Below are 18,360 nucleotides of genomic sequence, written 5' to 3'. Positions count from 1 at the left end.
AAAGGTCAGCCAGATGCAGAAGGGGGACACCTTGGGCATGGCAGGTTGATTTCTGCCTTATTGCTTCATTCTGCTAGCCCAAAAACAAAAATCCCTGTAAAGTCTCAAACAGACCCCGAAAACGGGGCGTTGACGAGGCAGAGAGTGGCGGTATCTCATGACTGAGATGGTGTATGGCGCGGTCCAGGACCAGCGCGGCGAACCGATTCTACCGAAATGGTGGCGTACAATCGATCGCTGGACGATGTCCTGCGTTCTGATCCTGTTTGCCATCGGTCTGTTGCTGGGGCTGGCGTCTTCGCCTCCGCTGGCCGGGCGAAACGGGTTCGATCCGTTCCATTATGTCGAACGTCAGGCCATCTTCGGCGGATTGGCGCTGATTGCGATGCTGCTGACCTCGATGATGTCGCCGACGCTGGTGCGGCGGCTGGCGGTGCTGGGCTTTCTGGGGGCATTCGTGGCGCTGGTTTTCCTGCCCGTGTTCGGAACTGATTTTGGCAAGGGCGCGGTGCGCTGGTACTCGCTGGGCTTTGCCTCGCTTCAGCCGTCCGAGTTTCTGAAACCCGGCTTCGTCGTCGTCGCTGCATGGCTGCTGGCTGCCTCACAAGAGATAAACGGCCCGCCGGGGCGGATCTGGTCGTTTGCCCTGTGCATGGCGATAGTCGGCATGCTGGTGATGCAGCCTGATTTCGGCCAGGCCTGCCTGATCCTGTTCGGCTGGGGGGTGATGTATTTTGTCGCCGGGGCGCCGATGCTGCTGCTGGTCGGAATGGCCGGGTTTGTTGTTCTGGGCGGTATGTTCGCCTATTCCAATTCTGAACACTTTGCCCGCCGTATCGATGGCTTTCTGAATCAAGAGGTCGATCCGACCACGCAGCTGGGCTATGCCACCAACGCCATTCGTGAAGGTGGTTTGTTCGGTGTCGGTGTGGGTGAGGGGCAGGTGAAATGGTCTCTGCCGGATGCGCATACCGATTTCATCATTGCCGTCGCGGCCGAGGAATACGGCCTGATTCTGGTGCTCATCATCATCGCGCTTTATTCGTTGATCGTGGTACGCTCGCTGCTGCGCCTGATGCGGGAACGCGACATGTTCATCCGTCTGGCGGGCACCGGTCTGGCGTGCATGTTCGGCGTGCAGGCGATGATCAACATGGGTGTTGCGGTACGTCTGCTGCCCGCGAAGGGGATGACGTTGCCTTTTGTCAGCTATGGCGGCTCATCCCTGATTGCAGGCGGTATTGCGGTCGGAATGCTGTTGGCCTTCACCCGAAACCGCCCACAGGGCGAACTTGGCGATATTCTGCGCGGACGAGGATAATGGGGACTCCATACCTGTTGATTGCGGCTGGTGGGACCGGGGGGCACATGTTCCCTGCTCAGGCGCTGGCCGAGGCGATGCTGAACAAGGGCTGGCGTGTGCGGCTGTCTACCGATCCGCGCGGCGCCCGCTATACCGGTGGTTTCCCGCATTCGACCGAAATTGTCGAGGCGTCCTCGGCCACTTTCGCGCGTGGCGGTCTGGCGGCCAAGGCCATGGCCGGCCCCAAGATCGCCGGCGGCGTGGCTGGCATGGTATTCCAGATGATGCGGGACAAGCCCGATGTTGTTGTGGGCTTCGGCGGGTATCCTTCGATCCCGGCGCTGAGCGCGGCGACCATGCTCAAAGTCCCGCGCATGATCCACGAACAGAACGGAGTGTTGGGACGTGTGAACCAGGTGTTCGCCACCCGCGTCGCGCAGGTGGCCTGCGGTGTCTGGCCCACGGACCTGCCCGAAGGCGCACATGGCATCCACACTGGCAACCCGGTCCGGTCCGCCGTTCTGGACCGCGCCGCAGCCGGTTACATTCCGCCCGGTGATTACCCGATGTCGGTCCTTGTCATGGGCGGGTCGCAAGGCGCCCGCATCCTCAGCGATGTTGTGCCCGGAGCCATCGCCGCACTGCCCGAAGACATCCGCAATCACATCCGCGTCTCGCATCAGGCGCGGGACGAGGACGGCGAGCGCGTCACAGCCTTCTACAACGAACACGGCATCCGCGCCGATGTGCAGCCCTTCTTCGATGATGTCCCCCGTCGCATGTCGGATGCCCAGCTGGTGATCTCACGGTCTGGCGCGTCCAGCGTTGCCGATATCTCGGTCATCGGGCGCCCGTCGATCCTGATCCCCTTTGCCGCCGCCGCCGGAGATCATCAGACGGCGAACGCACGTGGGTTGGTACAGGCGGGCGGGGCCATCATGATCCCGGAAAAGGCACTTGACGTTCCTGCGCTGACACAGCAAATCACCACGGTTCTCACGAACCCCGAAGCCGCACAGAAAATGGCCCATGCCGCCTTGTCCGTCGGGGCACCTGACGCCACCGAGCGTCTGTCGGCCCTCGTCGAGCAATTGGCGCAGAAGGAGACCACATGAACCCAGCAACCAAACTGCCGCAGGACGTAGGGCCGATTCACTTTGTGGGGATCGGCGGGATCGGGATGTCAGGTATCGCCGAGGTGCTGCTCAATCTGGGGTACCGGGTGCAGGGTTCGGACCTCAAGGCATCGAAGATCACCGACCGGCTGGCAAGTCTGGGGGCCGAGATCTTTGTCGGTCAACGCGCCGAAAACCTTGAAAACGCGGCCGTTGTGGTTGTTTCGACCGCGATCAAACCGGGCAATCCGGAACTGGACGAAGCGCGGGCACAGGGCCTGCCTGTTGTCCGCCGGGCTGACATGCTGGCCGAACTGATGCGGCTGAAATCCAACATCGCCATTGCCGGGACCCACGGCAAGACCACCACGACCACCATGATGGCCGAACTGATGGTGGCAGGGGATTTTGACCCGACCGTGATCAATGGCGGCATCATCCATGCCTATGGCTCGAATGCCCGTATGGGACAGGGCGAATGGATGGTGGTCGAGGCCGACGAATCCGACGGCTCGTTCAACCGCCTGCCCGCGACCATCGCCATCGTCACCAATATCGACCCCGAGCATATGGAGCATTGGGGCGATTTCGACAAGCTGCGCGCGGGTTTCCATGAATTCGTCTCGAACATCCCCTTCTACGGGCTGGCCGTGTGCTGCACCGACCATGCCGAGGTGCAGGCTCTGGTGGGCCGCATCACCGACCGCCGCGTGCGCACCTATGGCTTCAACGCGCAGGCCGATGTGCGGGCCGAGAACCTGACCTACAAAGGCGGCGTCGCGCATTTTGATATCCACCTGCAATACGAAGACAAGGTGATCGAAGGCTGCACCCTGCCGATGCCCGGAGACCATAATGTCTCGAACGCGCTGTCCGCCGTGGCCGTTGCCCGCCATCTGGGCATGAAAGCCTCGGAAATCCGCGACGCGCTGGCCAATTTCGGTGGCGTCAATCGCCGCTTCACCAAGGTCGGAGAAGTCGACGGCGTCACCATCATCGACGATTACGGCCACCACCCGGTCGAGATTGCCGCTGTTCTGAAAGCCGCGCGCCAGGCGACCGAAGGCCGCGTGATCGCGGTGCACCAACCGCACCGCTATTCGCGCCTGTCCAACCTGTTCGACGATTTCTGCACCTGTTTCAACGACGCCGATGTCGTGGCCATTGCCGACATTTTTGCCGCCGGCGAAGACCCGATCGAAGGCGCATCGCGGGATGATCTGGTGCAGGGCCTGATCCGTCACGGCCACCGCCACGCCCGCGCGCTGCTGGACGAGGCCGATCTGGAACGGCTCGTGCTGGAACAGGCCCGCCCGGGCGATATGGTTGTCTGTCTCGGGGCTGGCACGATCAGCGCCTGGGCCAACGGCCTGCCCGAGAGACTGCAACGAAAACAAGCTGTTTGACGCCCCTTCTGTTTGGCGCACAACCTGAAAGTGTGGTAACCTGCCCGCAACCGTCGCATACCCTCGGAGGGGACAAGTGGACTATTCGATGATCCTTGCCGCCCTTTGGGTGATCTGCGCCACGATCGTGGCGTTCTTGCCGATGCGAATGCAGTTTCCGCCGGGCGTGACCCTGCTGATCTGCGCTCCGGTTCTGATCGTCTGGCTGGGATATGACCACGGTTGGTTCTGGTCCGTTTTTGCCTTTGGCGGTTTCGTTTCGATGTTCCGCAACCCGATCCGGTTCTATTGGCGGAAATGGGTGCGAGGGGAGGTCATGGAATGAACTGGTCCATCGCCCTTGCCGGTCTGTGGGGCGTTTCCGCGAATCTGCTGGCAATGATCCCGAGCAAAGACAACCATTGGACGCGCGCCTATATCCTGATCGCCGTGGGCATTCCGATTCTGGGGTATGTCACCTATCAGAACGGCCCGTGGATCGGCTTGCTGGTGCTGGCCATGGGGATGTCCGTGCTGCGCTGGCCCGTCATTTATCTGACCCGTTGGACAAAGACGAAAATGCAGGGCATGAAGGCGGCTGACAAATAACCGGCCAGTTTCAGGAGATCCGCCATGGCGTCGGTCGCTACATTTGCCTATCTGCCACTTCTTTCCTTCCTTCTCGGGGCCAGTGCCGGTTTCACGGCGGGCCGCTGGTTGGGCCTGCGCGGCCTGTTATGGCTGATCGGTCTGGCCTCGGCCGTCGGCTTGGCGTTGATCGTGGTGCTGGCCGGTATCGGAACCGGCGAAGAAGAACAGGCGTTCGGCCCGCTGGTCTGGCTGACCGCCGGCGTTCTTCCCTTTCTGTTCGCCGCGATCATGGGCGGTGTGGGCGGACGCAGCCTGGCGGTGCGTGCTGACGCATGACAACGTTTCCCGTTCCGAAAGGCCGCCTGTCGCGCGCGCGGCCTCTCTCTGACCTCACTTGGCTTCGCGTCGGCGGCCCGGCCGATTACCTGTTCCAGCCTGCCGATATCGAAGACCTGCAAGCGTTCCTGCGGGAACTGCCCGCACAAACCCCGATCTTTCCGATCGGTGTCGGTTCGAACCTGATTGTTCGGGATGGGGGTCTGCGGGCCGTTGTGATCCGGTTGGGGCGCGGGTTCAACACGATCTCGGTTGACGGCAATACGGTTACGGCAGGGGCTGCGGCGCTGGATGCGCATGTGGCGCGCAAGGCGGCGGACGCGGGCGTAGACCTGACCTTTCTGCGTACCATTCCCGGCTCGATCGGCGGTGCGGTGCGCATGAATGCGGGCTGTTATGGCAGTTACACGGCGGACGTGTTGCGCAAGGCCACCATTGTCACCCGGCAAGGGGATATCGTGGACCTGACGCCCGAAGACTTGAACTTTCGCTATCGCCAGACGGACCTGCCGGAAGGCGCGGTGCTGATTTCGGCTGTGTTCGAGGGCCCTTCGGGCAATCCCCAAGACCTCCATGCCCGGATGGCGGCACAGTTGAAAAAACGCGACGAAACCCAGCCCACCAAGGACCGCAGCGCGGGGTCGACCTTCCGCAATCCAGCCGGGTTTTCCTCGACCGGACAGGCGGATGACGTGCATGATCTCAAGGCGTGGAAGGTGATCGACGATGCGGGGATGCGCGGTGCGACGCTTGGCGGCGCGCAGATGAGCCCGAAACACTCGAATTTCCTGATCAATACCGGTTCAGCCACCGCTGCCGACCTCGAAGGCCTTGGCGAAGAGGTGCGAAAAAAGGTTTACGAAACAAGCGGCATCACGCTAGAGTGGGAAATCATGCGGGTCGGAGATCCGGTGAAAGAATAAAGCCCGGACCGTCAGACCAAAACAGGCAAAATCAGGCGACGGATCAAAGGCATAAACGCAGTACGGACCACCATATAAGGTCCGGGGACATTGAGGCGCACGTTGGGTATGTCGAGCAGGACAAACCCCAAAGTGGCGGTATTGATGGGTGGCCCCTCGGCGGAACGCGAGGTGTCTCTCAGCTCTGGGCGCGAATGCGCAGCCGCCCTTGTGGGAGAAGGCTTTGAAGTGGTCGAACTGGACGCAGGTCCCGACCTCTGCGCGCGCCTTGCGGACATCAAGCCGGATGTGGTTTTCAACGCCCTGCATGGCCGCTGGGGCGAAGATGGCTGTGTGCAGGGCCTGCTGGAATGGATGCGCATTCCCTACACGCATTCCGGCGTGTTGGCCTCGGCGCTGGCAATGGACAAACAACGCAGCAAGGACGTCTATCAGGCCGAAGGTCTGCCTGTCGTTCCAAGCGTGATCGTTCCCAGGCTTGAGGTGATCGAAGCCCACGTGATGGAGCCGCCCTATGTGGCCAAGCCAAACAACGAAGGCTCCAGCGTCGGGATTTACATCGTCCACGAAAATGCCAATGGCCCGCCGCAGCTGTCCGAAGACATGCCTGATCAGATCATGGTCGAGAAATATGTCGCGGGGCGCGAACTGACCGTAACGGTGATGGGCGACCGCGCCCTGACCGTGACCGAGATCATGACCGATGGCGGTTGGTATGACTACGATGCCAAATACAAACCCGGCGGGTCATGGCACGTTCTGCCTGCCGATGTGCCACCGGACATCTTTGATCGCTGCATGGATTATGCCGTGCGCGCGCATGTTGCCTTGGGGTGCAGAGGCGTCAGCCGCACCGATTTCCGCTGGGATGACCGCTTGGGTGCCGATGGGCTGTTCCTGCTTGAGACGAACACCCAGCCCGGCATGACGCCCACATCTCTGGCCCCGGAGCAGGCCGCCCATCTGGACATGACATTCGGCCAGCTTTGCGCCTGGATGGTGGAGGACGCCTCATGCGACCGCTGACCGCCAGCCGCGCGTTGGAAATCCATCGAACCAAACCTGTTGCAGGGCCGGATGCGGATTTCGCTTCGGCCGACACGGACTCGCACGAGGCCGAACCGCTTCTGCGCCTGCGTGGCGCGCGGGTGTTTTCCCGCACGGCCCGTCGCAGCGACCCGGCGCCGTCGCGCCTCAGCTACCGGCTCCAGCGCTGGATGCTGACACCTGGCATTCGCCTCGGTGTCAAGGTCGGCCTGCCGATCTGCGCCATCGCTGCCGCAGTTGGCATCTTCTTTGCCTCGCAGGACCGTCGCGACGCACTGGCCGCTTACATCGCCGATGTGCGCACTTCGATTCAGGAGCGCCCCGAGTTCATGGTCAACCTGATGGCCATCGATGGGGCGGGAACCGGCCTGTCCGAGGATATCCGCGAAATTGTGCCACTGGATTTCCCGATCAGTTCCTGGGATCTGGATGTTGAACAGATCCGCGACACGATAACCGGGCTGGACCCGGTAAAATCCGCAACCGTCAGAATCCGCCCCGGAGGCATCCTGCAAGTCGATGTCGTCGAGCGTCAGCCAGTAATTGTCTGGCGAACGCATGACGGGCTCGAACTGCTCGATAAGACAGGCGCGCATGTCAAGGAAGCCACCTCTCGCAAGGACCACGCCGATCTGCCGCTGATCGCGGGGGCGGGCGCCAACGATCACGTGGGTGAAGCGCTGGAACTTCTTCAGACCTCGCGCAGCCTGGGCAATCGCGTGCGCGGCTTGGTGCGCGTGGGAGAGCGACGCTGGGATCTGGTGCTGGACCGTGGTCAGCGCATCATGCTGCCGACCGAACGGCCGGTACGGGCGCTGGAACGCGTGCTTGCCGTGAACGAGGTGCAGGACCTTCTGGAACGTGACGTGGCCGCGGTCGACATGCGCCTCGGGCAGCGTCCGACCATCCGAATGACCAAAGCCGCCAGCGAAGACTGGTGGAACACAAAAGTGACAGTGAGTAACGGGCAGTAACGACCATGATGACCGATCTTTATCAGTCCCAACGCGCCATGCGTCAGATGCGGCGGCAGGCTTTGCAACGCGGTGTGATTGCGATTCTGGATGTGGGCAGTTCGAAAATCGCCTGTCTTGTGCTGCGCTTTGACGGAACAGGTCGGCTGAGCGAGGACAACACCATCGGGTCCATGGCGGGGCAGACGGGCTTTCGCGTCATCGGCGCCGCGACCACCCGGTCGCGGGGGGTCCAGTTCGGCGAAGTCACCGCCATGCAGGAAACCGAGCGTGCCATCCGCACCGCGCTTCAGGCCGCACAAAAGATGGCCGATATCCGCGTCGACCATGTGATCGCCTGTTTCTCGGGCGCGAACCCGCGCTCTTACGGGTTGGATGCACAAGTCGATCTGGACGGTCAGATCGTGACCGAGGCCGAAGTGGGCCGCGTTCTGAACGCCTGCGACGTGCCGGATTATGGCGACGGGCGCGAAGTGCTGCATGCTCAACCGGTGAATTTCGCGCTCGACAACCGTTCGGGCCTGATCGACCCGCGCGGGCAGATGGGTCAGAGCCTTGCGGTCGACATGCATATGCTGACCGTGGATTCGTCAGCGATCCAGAACATCGTGCGCTGTATCAAGCGCTGCGATCTTGAACTCGCAGGTATTGCCAACTCGGCCTATGTCTCGGGCATCTCGGCTCTGGTCGAAGACGAGCAGGAACTGGGCGCGGCCTGTATCGACATGGGCGGCGGCACCACAAGCGTTTCGATCTTCATGAAGAAGCACATGATCTATGCCGATTGCGTGCGCATGGGCGGCGATCACGTGACCGCCGATATCTCGATGGGTCTGGGTGTGCCTGCCGCCGTGGCGGAACGGATCAAGACATTCAATGGTGGCGTTCATGCCACCGGGGCCGACGACAGGGATATGATTGATATCGGTGGTGACACCGGCGACTGGGAACACGACCGCCGCACCGTCAGCCGCGCCGAGCTGATCGGCATCATGCGCCCGCGTGTCGAGGAAATTCTTGAAGAGGTCCGCGTCCGGCTTGACGCCGCCGGGTTTGAACATATGCCAAGCCAGCAGATCGTACTGACCGGCGGCGGCAGCCAGATCATGGGGCTGGACGGGCTCGCCACCCGCATCCTCGGCCAGCGCGTGCGCCTTGGCCGCCCCTTGCGCGTGCATGGGCTGCCACAGTCAGCCACCGGGCCCGGGTTCTCATCCGCTGTCGGCCTCAGTCTGTTTGCGGCCCATCCACAGGACGAATGGTGGGATTTTGAAATCCCGGTCGACACCTACGCCGCGCGCCCGTTCAAGCGCGCCGTGCGGTGGTTCCGTGACAATTGGTAGGCACCTGCGCGGGGTTGCGCTGGGCGCGGCCCTGTTGCCGTGCTGGGCATCGGCCCAGACCATGATCACGCCCGAGGCGTTTCTGGATGCGGCTGTCGGCAAAACCCTCACGTTCTATGAAATTCGCAGCGGCGGTCTGGTCGGAACGGAACAGTTCCTGAACCGAAGTGTCTCGGTTTGGCGCGAAGAGGGGCAGGGCTGTGTCTACGGGCAGATCACGACGCCTAACGGTCAGTTGTGTTTTCTGTACGACAATGATCCGGACGGCATTCCGGTCTGCTGGTGGCCGTTTTTGCACGAAGGCCGCCTGATGGTGCGGCTTGCCTCTTTCGTCGATGGGGAAATCCAGGAAGTGCGCTCCATGACGGACAGCGGCCTGAACTGCCCAGGTGCTCCGCTCAGCTAAAGAAACCGGTTGCAGCGTGTCGATTTATCCCTCAAGATATCCACAAGGCCCGAAAGAGGCCTCGCGGCAGGACCTGAGCAGTTTTCCGCAGTGTAGATGACAGTTGATCAGAGCGCGATGAACGAATGTGTCCTCGCGTTCATGCCGGTTGTCTAGTGATGGTCGCCGTTGTTTCCGCTATATCTGGCATGACCTGCGAAATGCCGCCGGTTTCTGCCTTATTTCCTCCATATTTTGTGGGAAAACGCGATTTTTGACGTGACCTTTTGGCATCAGGCCGCTAGAATCGACCAAGGATAGGTAAGAAAAACACCGCTTTGGCGGGACATAAATACAGGCGGACAGAGCATGACATTGAATCTTTCGATGCCCGGGCACGACGAACTGAAGCCTCGGATTACAGTATTTGGCGTTGGCGGTGCAGGCGGGAACGCCGTCAACAACATGATTGAAAAACAGTTGGACGGCGTTGATTTCGTGGTCGCCAACACCGACGCGCAGGCACTGCAACAAAGCCAGTCTTCGGCGCGGGTGCAACTGGGCGTGAAGGTCACCGAAGGTTTGGGGGCAGGGGCCCGCCCGACCGTCGGCGCGGCCGCCGCCGAGGAAAGCATCGAACAGATCGTGGACCACCTTGCCGGCGCGCATATGTGCTTCATCACCGCCGGTATGGGCGGCGGTACCGGAACGGGCGCTGCTCCGATCATCGCGCAGGCCGCCCGCGAACTGGGTGTTCTGACCGTCGGTGTCGTCACCAAGCCCTTCCAGTTCGAAGGCGCCAAGCGGATGCGTCAGGCCGAAGACGGCGTTGAGGCATTGCAGCAGGTTGTCGACACGCTGATCATCATCCCGAACCAGAACCTGTTCCGTCTGGCCAATGAAAAGACCACCTTTACCGAGGCGTTCTCGATGGCTGACGACGTTCTGTATCAGGGCGTCAAAGGCGTGACCGACCTGATGGTGCGCCCCGGCCTGATCAACCTCGACTTTGCCGACGTTCGTGCCGTGATGGACGAGATGGGCAAGGCGATGATGGGTACCGGCGAGGCAACAGGTGAAGACCGCGCCATCCAGGCGGCGGAAAAGGCCATTGCAAACCCGCTGTTGGACGAAATCAGCCTCAAGGGCGCCAAAGGCGTGCTGATCAACATCACCGGGTCGCACGACCTGACCCTGTTCGAACTGGACGAAGCCGCAAACCGCATCCGCGAGGAAGTGGACCCCGAGGCCAATATCATCGTCGGCTCGACGCTGGATACCGCCATGGAAGGCGGAATGCGCGTGTCGGTTGTCGCGACTGGCATCGACGCCAGCGAAAAAACGACCGAAGTCCCGGTGGCCCGCCGTTCGATGTCAGAACCGCTGACCCGCACGGTTTCGGCTGAAGAGCATATTCAGGAAGAAACCCGGATAGCTGCCGACGCAGCAGAGCCCGCCCCGCAACCGGAAGAAAACCGCGAACCTTCGCTGTTCGAAGCCGCTGAAGAGCCGGCGCAACCGCAATTCCAGCCGCGCGACGAGCGTGACGATGACGGCTTGCCGCCACCCGCTTATCAGCCGCGTGTGGCCGAGTTCGAACCGCAGCCCGAGCATGTTGAACCCGCGCCCGAGGCATTCGTGGCGCCGCGCGGACATGCCGCCGGCACCCCGTCGCCCGAAGCATTGCAGCGTTTGCAGGCCGCTGTGCAGAAGGTTCCGTCGGCGCAGCAGCGTCCGGCAGCGCCCCGCCAACCCGAAGCGGTTTCGCAGCCGGAACCCGAGGAGCGGTCGCGTTTTGGCTTCAATCGTCTGATCGATCGGATGACCGGTCATGCCTCGGATACACCGGCCCAACCGCCGCGGCAGCAGCCCGTTTTGCGACAGTCCGAGGCGACCGCGCCGATTCAGGAGGAGGCCGATCCGGATCAGGACCGTATCGAAATTCCGGCCTTCCTGCGCCGTCAAGCCAACTGATCGCGGTAACAAAATCCACTCAAGGGGCTGCCATTTGGCGGCCCTTAATCGTTTATTTACAGTATCTTGCAGGCATGTAAGCAGGGTTTTGCCGATCTGTTACATACATGTTTCAATCGGTTGCAAAGAGTGAGTTGAGCCTTGACGCGGGCTTCCTTAACTGGGTGTCCAACACGGCCCAAGCAGGCTGGACACCACTCACCGAGGCCCATTTTGCAACATACGCTCAAATCTCCGGTCACGTTTACAGGCGTCGGGCTGCACAGCGGCAAGCCGGCGACCATGGTCCTGAAACCGGCGGCAGCGGGTCACGGCATCTGGTTCAAGCGGACGGATATTCAACTGGGCGATGCGATGATTCCGGCGCTCTACCATGTGGTCGAACGGACCCCGCTTTGTACGCGACTGGTGAATGATGCCGGCGTTTCGGTTTCCACCGTCGAACATATCATGGCTGCTCTTGCCGGGTGTGGCGTGCACAACGCGCTCATCGAGATCGACGGTCCCGAAGTTCCGATCATGGACGGGTCCTCGATTGACTTCGTGCGTGGCATCATGGCCAGGGGCGTGCGCCGTCAGGCCAGCCCGGTATTGGCCTATGAGGTTCTGAAAACCGTCACCGCATCCCGTGAAGGGGCCAGCGCCAGCATAGCACCTGCTGACGGGCTGATCATCGACTTCCACATCGATTTCGAAGACAGTGCCATCGGCAGCCAGAGCAAGACGCTGGACATGCGCAACGGTTCCTTCGCGCGCGAACTCAGCGATTGTCGCACGTTCTGCCGTCGCACGGATGTCGAGGCGATGCGCCGAAACGGGTTGGCTTTGGGTGGCACGCTTGAAAATGCCGTGGTCGTTCAGGGCGTCGAAGTACTGACACCGGGCGGTTTCCGCCGGGTCGATGAGGCGGTGCGCCACAAGATGCTGGACGCCCTGGGTGATCTCTATCTGGCTGGTGGGCCGATCTTGGGTCACTTCACCGGAAACAAGTCGGGTCATTCGCTGACCAACACATTGCTGCGCAACCTGTTCGAAACGCCGGGTGCCGTGCGTCCGGTGCTGTGTACGCCTGAACAGGCCGCGCGCCTGCCGGGGCAGGGGCTTGTCGTCAACGAAATCCCCGAAGTGGCCTGATCAGATCAACTCTGACGACATTTGCACCAGAAGTCGCATAAGGCGTTTTGCACCGGAATTTTCTGTGCTAGACCATGGCTCAAATCGGGGCAAACCCCATTAAGCAAGACGACAAGGATGGGCGGTATGGTTGGCAGCAAAGCGGCAGTCAGATTCGCGGGTGCGATTCTTCTGGCAGCAGTTTTGACGGCATGCGGCAACGCCGGCGGCCTTTTTGGTCGCAAGGGCGCGGACCGTGAACAGAACCTGGAAGGGTTTACGCCGGAACAGATATATACCCGTGGTGAATACGAACTGTCGCAGAATCGCTCGGACGACGCGGCGTGGTATTTCTCGGAAGTCGAACGTCTGTATCCGTATTCCGACTGGGCCAAGCGTGCGCTGATCATGCAGGCGTTTTCGTTCCATTCGGACCAGAATTACGAAGAAAGCCGTGCGGCGGCGCAGCGTTATATCGACTTCTATCCGACGGATGAAGATGCGGCTTATGCGCAGTATCTGCTGGCGCTCAGCTATTACGACCAGATTGACGAAGTCGGGCGCGACCAGGGCCTGACCTTCCAGGCGCTGCAATCCCTGCGGACCGTGATCGAGGTCTATCCAGACAGCGAATACGCCACATCGGCGGTTCTGAAATTCGATCTGGCCTTCGACCATCTGGCGGGCAAGGAAATGGAGATCGGGCGCTATTACCTGCGTCAGGATCACTATATCGCAGCCATCAACCGGTTCCGTGTCGTGGTTGAAGACTTTCAGACCACATCCCACACCGCCGAGGCACTGTATCGTCTGGTCGAGGCCTATCTGTCTCTTGGCCTGCTGGACGAGGCGCAGACCGCAGGTGCCATTCTTGGTTACAACTACCAGTCCTCGGAATGGTATGACGATGCGTACAAACTGTTGACCTCTCGCGGGCTTGATCTCAAGAGCCGCGGTAACAACTGGCTCAGCACGATTTATCGTCAGACCATCAAAGGTGAATGGTTGTAATCGCGATGGCCTCGGGTCCGGGACGCTGAAGACCTCATGCTGCGCGCCCTTGATATCCGCGATATGCTGATCATCGACCGGCTGGAACTGGGCTTTCAGCCGGGCTTGAACGCCTTGACCGGCGAAACCGGTGCGGGCAAATCGATTTTATTGGACTCACTGGGTTTCGTGCTTGGCTGGCGCGGTCGGGCCGAACTGGTGCGGCAGGGTGCCGCGCAGGGTGAGGTCGTCGCCGAGTTCGAGCTTTCTGCCGATCATCCCGCACATGCGGTTTTGGCCGAAGCCGGTTTGCCGGGGGGGCAAGAACTGATCCTGCGCCGCGTCAACACGGCCGAGGGGCGCAAGACCGCCTGGGTCAATGATCGCCGGTGCTCGGGCGAAGTTCTGCGGGCGCTGTCCGAGACCCTGATAGAACTGCACGGACAGCATGATGACCGCGGTTTGCTGAACCCGCGTGGTCATCGGGCGACGCTGGACGAATTTGCACAGGTCTCGGAGCAGCTGTCAAACGTGCGAACCGCCTGGGCCGCGATGTCCCGTACCCGCAAGGCGCTGGCCGAGACCGAGGCCGCTCTGGCTGCCGTCCGCAGCGAGGAAGAATTCCTGCGCCACGCGGTCGCCGAGCTTGACCAGCTTGACCCGCAACCCGGTGAGGATGCCGAACTGGATGCCCGCCGCCGCATGATGCAAGGGGCCGAGCGGATTCGCGACGATGTTGCGCGAGCCTTTGCCCTGTTGTCCGGGGACGGGGCGGAAGGGGCCATGTCCGACGCCATCCGCTGGCTGGAAGGCGTCTCGGACAATGCGGGCGGCCAGTTGGAAGAACCGATAGCAGCGCTCGGGCGCGCGATGATCGAATTGGGCGAGGCGCAGGATGGCGTGAATGCCTGCCTTCAGGCGCTGGACTTCAATCCGGCAGAATTGGAACAGGCCGAGGAACGCCTGTTTGCCATCCGGGCGCAGGCCCGCAAACATGACGTGGCCCCGGATGATCTGGGTTCGTTTGCCGACACTCTGCGTGACCGGTTGAACCGGTTGGAGGCAGGAGATGCCGACCTGGCAGACAGACGAGCAGCCGTAGAAGCGGCGCAACAGGCCTATGACGCCGCCGTCGCCGACCTCAGCGCCGCGCGCAAGGCGGCCGCCGGGCGGCTTGACGCGGCCGTCATGGCGGAACTGGCCCCGCTCAAGATGGAACGTGCTGTGTTTCAGACCGAAATCACCCCGGCTGAACCCGGCCCCGAGGGCACCGACGCGGTGGCTTTCACCGTGGCCACCAACCCCGGTGCGCCGGCGGGGCCGTTGAACAAGATCGCCTCGGGGGGTGAACTCAGCCGCTTCCTGCTGGCCCTCAAGGTCTGCCTGTCTGGCGACGACGGTGCCCGGACGATGATCTTTGACGAGATCGATCGCGGTGTCGGTGGGGCAACCGCTGATGCGGTCGGGCGCAGGCTGGCGTCGCTGGCGCAGGGCGGGCAGGTTCTGGTTGTCACACACTCTCCGCAAGTCGCCGCGCGGGCGGCGCATCACTGGCGGGTGCAGAAACAGGTCACCAACGGGCAAACCCTGTCCACCGTCATTCCTCTGGCCGAACCGGATCGGGTGGACGAGATCGCGCGCATGGTGGCCGGCGATACCATCACCGAAGAAGCCCGTGCCGCCGCCCGGGCTCTGTTGCAGGCCTGATGGGGCGATGGCGTGAATTGGTGCTCACACTGTCGCTATCTCACTTTTATATGGACGCTCCGTGGCTTACTAAGGGTTAAGTGATGATCCCCGAGGGCCAATGACCCAATCGACCCGCACCGTTCTGCGCAACCAGTTCAATCAGGCTCTGGCCGCGATCAAGGATGCGTGGCGGGTCATGCTGCGCCGGGGGCCAAGCCAGATCCAGTTCTGGTTCATCGCGCTGGCCATCGGGATCGCAGCGGGTTTCATGGCGCTTGGCTTCCGCAAAGCCATCCGTGCGTTGCAGGCCTATCTTTACGATACCGATGACATCCTGCTGCTGCACAGCCACGCCGAGAAACTGCCTTGGTTCATGGTTCTGATCATTCCCATCATCGGCGGTTTGATCGTCGGTGTGATCCTGAACCGGTTTACCAATGACGGCCGCGTCCGGTCGGTTGCCGACGTGATCGAAGGTTCGGCCATCACTGACGGGCGGGTCGAGGTCAAGGCGGGCATCGCGTCGTTTTTCGCCTCGCTGATCACGCTCAGTTCGGGCGGGTCAACGGGGCGCGAAGGCCCGGTGGTGCATATGGCCGGGGTCATCTCCACATGGGTCAGCAACCGCATACATGCGGATGGGATCACGGGCCGTGATCTGCTGGGCTGCGCCGTCGCTGCGGCCGTGTCGGCCAGCTTCAACGCCCCCATCGCCGGGGCATTGTTCGCGCTCGAGGTCGTGCTGCGCCACTTCGCCGTTCACGCCTTTGCACCCATCGTCATCGCCTCGGTCGCGGGAACGGTGATCAACCGGCTGGAATATGGCGACGTTACCGAGTTCACGCTCGAGACGCCGGGATCGCTGCAATTCTATGTCGAACTTCCGGCCTTCCTGATCCTGGGCCTGATCTGCGGACTTGTTGCGTTGCTGCTGATGCGGTCGATCTTCTTTGCCGAGGATATCGGCAGCCATATTCAGAACCGTCTGTCAATTCCGGGCTGGCTGCGCCCTGCGGTGTCTGGGGCGATGCTGGGGCTGATGGCGATCTGGTTTCCGCATATCATCGGCGTGGGGTACGAGACGACAATTCGCGCCCTGACCGGTGATCTGGTGCTGAGCACGGCCATCCTGTTTGCGGTGACCAAAACGGTTGCGGTGGCGATTACCATGGGCGGGCGCATGGGTGGCGGTGTTTTCTCGCCTTCTCTGATGGTCGGCGCGCTGACCGGGCTGGCCTTCGGGCTTATCGCCACCGGGTTGCTGCCGGATGTGTCGGGCACGCACACGCTTTATGCCTTTGCCGGTATGGGTGCCGTGGCTGCGGCGGTGCTTGGGGCGCCCATCTCGACCACTCTGATCGTTTTTGAACTGACCGGCGACTGGCAGATCGGTCTTGCGGTTATGGTCAGTGTGTCCATGTCCACTGCGCTGGCCTCGCGCCTGGTGGACAGGTCGTTCTTCCTGACCCAGCTGGAACGACGCGATGTCCACCTGGCCGCGGGGCCGCAGGCGTATCTGCTGGCAATGCTTCGCGCCGGGGCCGTGATGCGCCCGCTTGGGGATCCGCGGTCGATCACGAAGGAAGAGGCACAGGGGCTGATCGACCAGGGCCTGTGCATTCAGGCCAGCGCCACGCTGGAAGCCGCCATGCCCTACTTTGATCGTGACGACATCCCCTGCATTCCGGTTATCATTCTGGAAAAAGACGGATCCGAAACACCGGTTGGCGCGCTCTATCACGTCGATGCGCTCAAGGCGTATAACAGGGCGCTTGCGGCCACGGCTGCCGAAGAGCATTCCTGAGTTTCACTCACCATACACGCTGGCTGCGTCGCCCAGATAATTGTCCCACGCAAACCAGTACGATATATGCCCGGCGACCCGAGGCAAACGCGTGCCATCCGGCCCGATCAAAGCCTCTTCCGTGACGGTCCAACCATTCCCCGCGCTATCCTGCAATCCGTCTTGCGTCGCCCGGAACACATGAGATTTTCGTTCATAGGCCCGCACGCTGCGCTCTTTGGGATCGCCAATCAGAACCAGAGGTGTCTGGCCGATTGCATCGTTGATCACCGGTTTGCCCTTGAACACATCCAGAGGCCAGGCGCGGGCGGCACCAAACTGGCGCACGGCAAAGATGTAATCCTTCTGCCGATGCCGGGACTGATCCACAGTGGCCGGGAACATCAGCTCGCTCGAGGCGAAATAGTCGCGATAAACCACCCCTGATCCGTAATTGCGCCGATGCCCGGTGTTCAGCGACAGAACACGGGTTTTGGGATGCGAGGTCCTCCAGCTGTCCCATGTCGTGATCACCACCGGGCGCTGTTTCAACGTGATGCCGCTGTTGGCCAAAGGCCCGACCACAGGCTTGCCGGTATACTGGTTCCACAGCGAATGCGTTTCGCGGTCAAACATCAGCTTGTTCGAGCGATAGAGGAAACCTGACGACCCGAAAATGAACGGCTTTCGCCGCCCCGCCACCTGGGTTTCGAACAGGATGCCCGACCCGCAAAGCGTGCAATAGGCCAGCGCCACGGGCACGCCTCCGATCACCTCGTTGAACATCTCGTGCCATCCCATGATCCGAAGGGGATAGGCGCGCTCATCGCCGTTGATGGCGACGCCGAACACCAGATCATCGCCCTTCAGATACCCCGCATTCGAAGCCGAGATCAGGGTTGGGTTGTCCAGCGACGGAATGCCATCCTTGTACACACCGCCCCAGGCGATCTCTTCCAGGCGGATCTTCATCCTGCCGCGTTGCAGATACTCAGACCGCAGGAACAGATCGAAATTCGGGTCGATCCCCAACAGAACTTCGCGCTTGAACGGGATCAGCGAAGGATGAGGGACAATCTGCGGGTTTCGTTCCTGCCACAGCATCCACGCGAACCAGTCGTTGCCATGACGCTGCCCGGTCAGGGCCTCCATCACCTCGACAATCTCATCCCGCCGCCTGTCGGCATAGCGCATCGCGGTCAGCAACCCGGCCACAACATCCGGCTGGCCGCGGTCCTTCAGATACGCCATCTGCGCCTCAAACGCGGTCCGACGCCCGTTCAGCGTGCTGCGCAACGCCTCCAGAACCGGATCCTGCTGCGCCCAAAGCGCGTCGGGTGCCATTGCACCAGCCCCGATCATCCCAGCAAAACCGCGACGTGACATCGCCATGGAAGCCTCCGGTGTTA

General features: G+C 61.7%; 17 protein-coding genes. 16 read left to right on the top strand and 1 reads right to left on the bottom strand.

From position 1 onward, the window contains the following. Positions 1 to 157: 157 nt before the first annotated feature. The 16 genes from ftsW to AC2FF8_RS03870 all read left to right on the top strand — a co-directional run bounded on the left by ftsW (position 158) and on the right by AC2FF8_RS03870 (position 16,972). Positions 158 to 1,321, top strand: coding sequence for a putative lipid II flippase FtsW (ftsW, locus tag AC2FF8_RS03945; protein WP_170343712.1), 1,164 nt, complete (start codon positions 158 to 160; stop codon positions 1,319 to 1,321). Continuing rightward, complete coding sequence (locus AC2FF8_RS03940; RefSeq protein ID WP_496878966.1) at positions 1,321 to 2,418, top strand: UDP-N-acetylglucosamine--N-acetylmuramyl-(pentapeptide) pyrophosphoryl-undecaprenol N-acetylglucosamine transferase; 1,098 nt, start codon at positions 1,321 to 1,323, stop codon at positions 2,416 to 2,418. The genes ftsW and AC2FF8_RS03940 overlap by 1 nt, the downstream gene beginning before the upstream one ends. After that, a complete protein-coding gene (gene murC, locus AC2FF8_RS03935; RefSeq protein WP_170343714.1) occupies positions 2,415 to 3,824 on the top strand; it encodes a UDP-N-acetylmuramate--L-alanine ligase in 1,410 nt (469 codons plus the stop codon). The genes AC2FF8_RS03940 and murC overlap by 4 nt, the downstream gene beginning before the upstream one ends. Before the next feature lie 76 nt (positions 3,825 to 3,900). After that, a complete protein-coding gene (locus AC2FF8_RS03930; protein ID WP_170343715.1) occupies positions 3,901 to 4,149 on the top strand; it encodes a DUF2484 family protein in 249 nt (82 codons plus the stop codon). Beyond that, entirely contained in the window at positions 4,146 to 4,412 is a 267-nt protein-coding gene (locus tag AC2FF8_RS03925; protein WP_170343716.1) for a DUF2484 family protein, read from the top strand. The genes AC2FF8_RS03930 and AC2FF8_RS03925 overlap by 4 nt, the downstream gene beginning before the upstream one ends. A gap of 24 nt (positions 4,413 to 4,436) precedes the next feature. Then, complete coding sequence (locus tag AC2FF8_RS03920) at positions 4,437 to 4,730, top strand: hypothetical protein (RefSeq protein WP_496878965.1); 294 nt, start codon at positions 4,437 to 4,439, stop codon at positions 4,728 to 4,730. After that, complete coding sequence (gene murB, locus AC2FF8_RS03915; RefSeq protein ID WP_496878964.1) at positions 4,727 to 5,653, top strand: UDP-N-acetylmuramate dehydrogenase; 927 nt, start codon at positions 4,727 to 4,729, stop codon at positions 5,651 to 5,653. Before AC2FF8_RS03920 ends, murB begins: the two co-directional genes overlap by 4 nt. A 102-nt stretch (positions 5,654 to 5,755) precedes the next feature. Further along, positions 5,756 to 6,679: a D-alanine--D-alanine ligase gene (locus tag AC2FF8_RS03910; protein WP_170343719.1), complete on the top strand. Its 924-nt coding sequence runs from the start codon at positions 5,756 to 5,758 to the stop codon at positions 6,677 to 6,679. Next, the gene (locus AC2FF8_RS03905; protein WP_496878963.1) at positions 6,667 to 7,674 is read left to right on the top strand and encodes a cell division protein FtsQ/DivIB; all 1,008 of its coding nucleotides are present in this window, start codon (positions 6,667 to 6,669) and stop codon (positions 7,672 to 7,674) included. The genes AC2FF8_RS03910 and AC2FF8_RS03905 overlap by 13 nt, the downstream gene beginning before the upstream one ends. An 8-nt stretch (positions 7,675 to 7,682) precedes the next feature. Further along, positions 7,683 to 9,017, top strand: coding sequence for a cell division protein FtsA (gene ftsA / locus AC2FF8_RS03900; RefSeq protein ID WP_170344711.1), 1,335 nt, complete (start codon positions 7,683 to 7,685; stop codon positions 9,015 to 9,017). After that, a complete protein-coding gene (locus tag AC2FF8_RS03895) occupies positions 9,004 to 9,423 on the top strand; it encodes a hypothetical protein (RefSeq protein ID WP_496878962.1) in 420 nt (139 codons plus the stop codon). The genes ftsA and AC2FF8_RS03895 overlap by 14 nt, the downstream gene beginning before the upstream one ends. Positions 9,424 to 9,771: 348 nt before the next feature. Further along, complete coding sequence (gene ftsZ / locus AC2FF8_RS03890) at positions 9,772 to 11,376, top strand: cell division protein FtsZ (protein ID WP_496871836.1); 1,605 nt, start codon at positions 9,772 to 9,774, stop codon at positions 11,374 to 11,376. A gap of 213 nt (positions 11,377 to 11,589) precedes the next feature. After that, positions 11,590 to 12,510 (top strand): UDP-3-O-acyl-N-acetylglucosamine deacetylase, encoded by a 921-nt coding sequence (gene lpxC, locus AC2FF8_RS03885; protein ID WP_170343723.1) that lies wholly within the window; start codon positions 11,590 to 11,592, stop codon positions 12,508 to 12,510. A gap of 126 nt (positions 12,511 to 12,636) precedes the next feature. Then, positions 12,637 to 13,500 carry an outer membrane protein assembly factor BamD gene (locus tag AC2FF8_RS03880; protein WP_170343724.1) on the top strand — a complete coding sequence of 288 codons (864 nt, stop codon included), beginning with the start codon at positions 12,637 to 12,639 and terminating at the stop codon, positions 13,498 to 13,500. A gap of 36 nt (positions 13,501 to 13,536) precedes the next feature. Beyond that, positions 13,537 to 15,186 (top strand): DNA repair protein RecN, encoded by a 1,650-nt coding sequence (gene recN, locus AC2FF8_RS03875; RefSeq protein ID WP_496878961.1) that lies wholly within the window; start codon positions 13,537 to 13,539, stop codon positions 15,184 to 15,186. Positions 15,187 to 15,286: 100 nt separating this feature from the next. Beyond that, positions 15,287 to 16,972, top strand: coding sequence for a chloride channel protein (locus tag AC2FF8_RS03870; protein WP_496878960.1), 1,686 nt, complete (start codon positions 15,287 to 15,289; stop codon positions 16,970 to 16,972). 3 nt (positions 16,973 to 16,975) lie between these two features. On the opposite strand, the gene AC2FF8_RS03865 is transcribed toward AC2FF8_RS03870, so the two are convergent. Next, on the bottom strand, positions 16,976 to 18,343 hold the full coding sequence (locus tag AC2FF8_RS03865) for a DUF3179 domain-containing protein (protein ID WP_496878959.1): 1,368 nt from the start codon (positions 18,341 to 18,343) through the stop codon (positions 16,976 to 16,978). Positions 18,344 to 18,360 lie beyond the last annotated feature (17 nt).

It is taken from the genome of Ruegeria sp. YTSA144, assembly GCF_059610125.1.
This window is presented reverse-complemented; position numbering and strand designations above follow the sequence as displayed.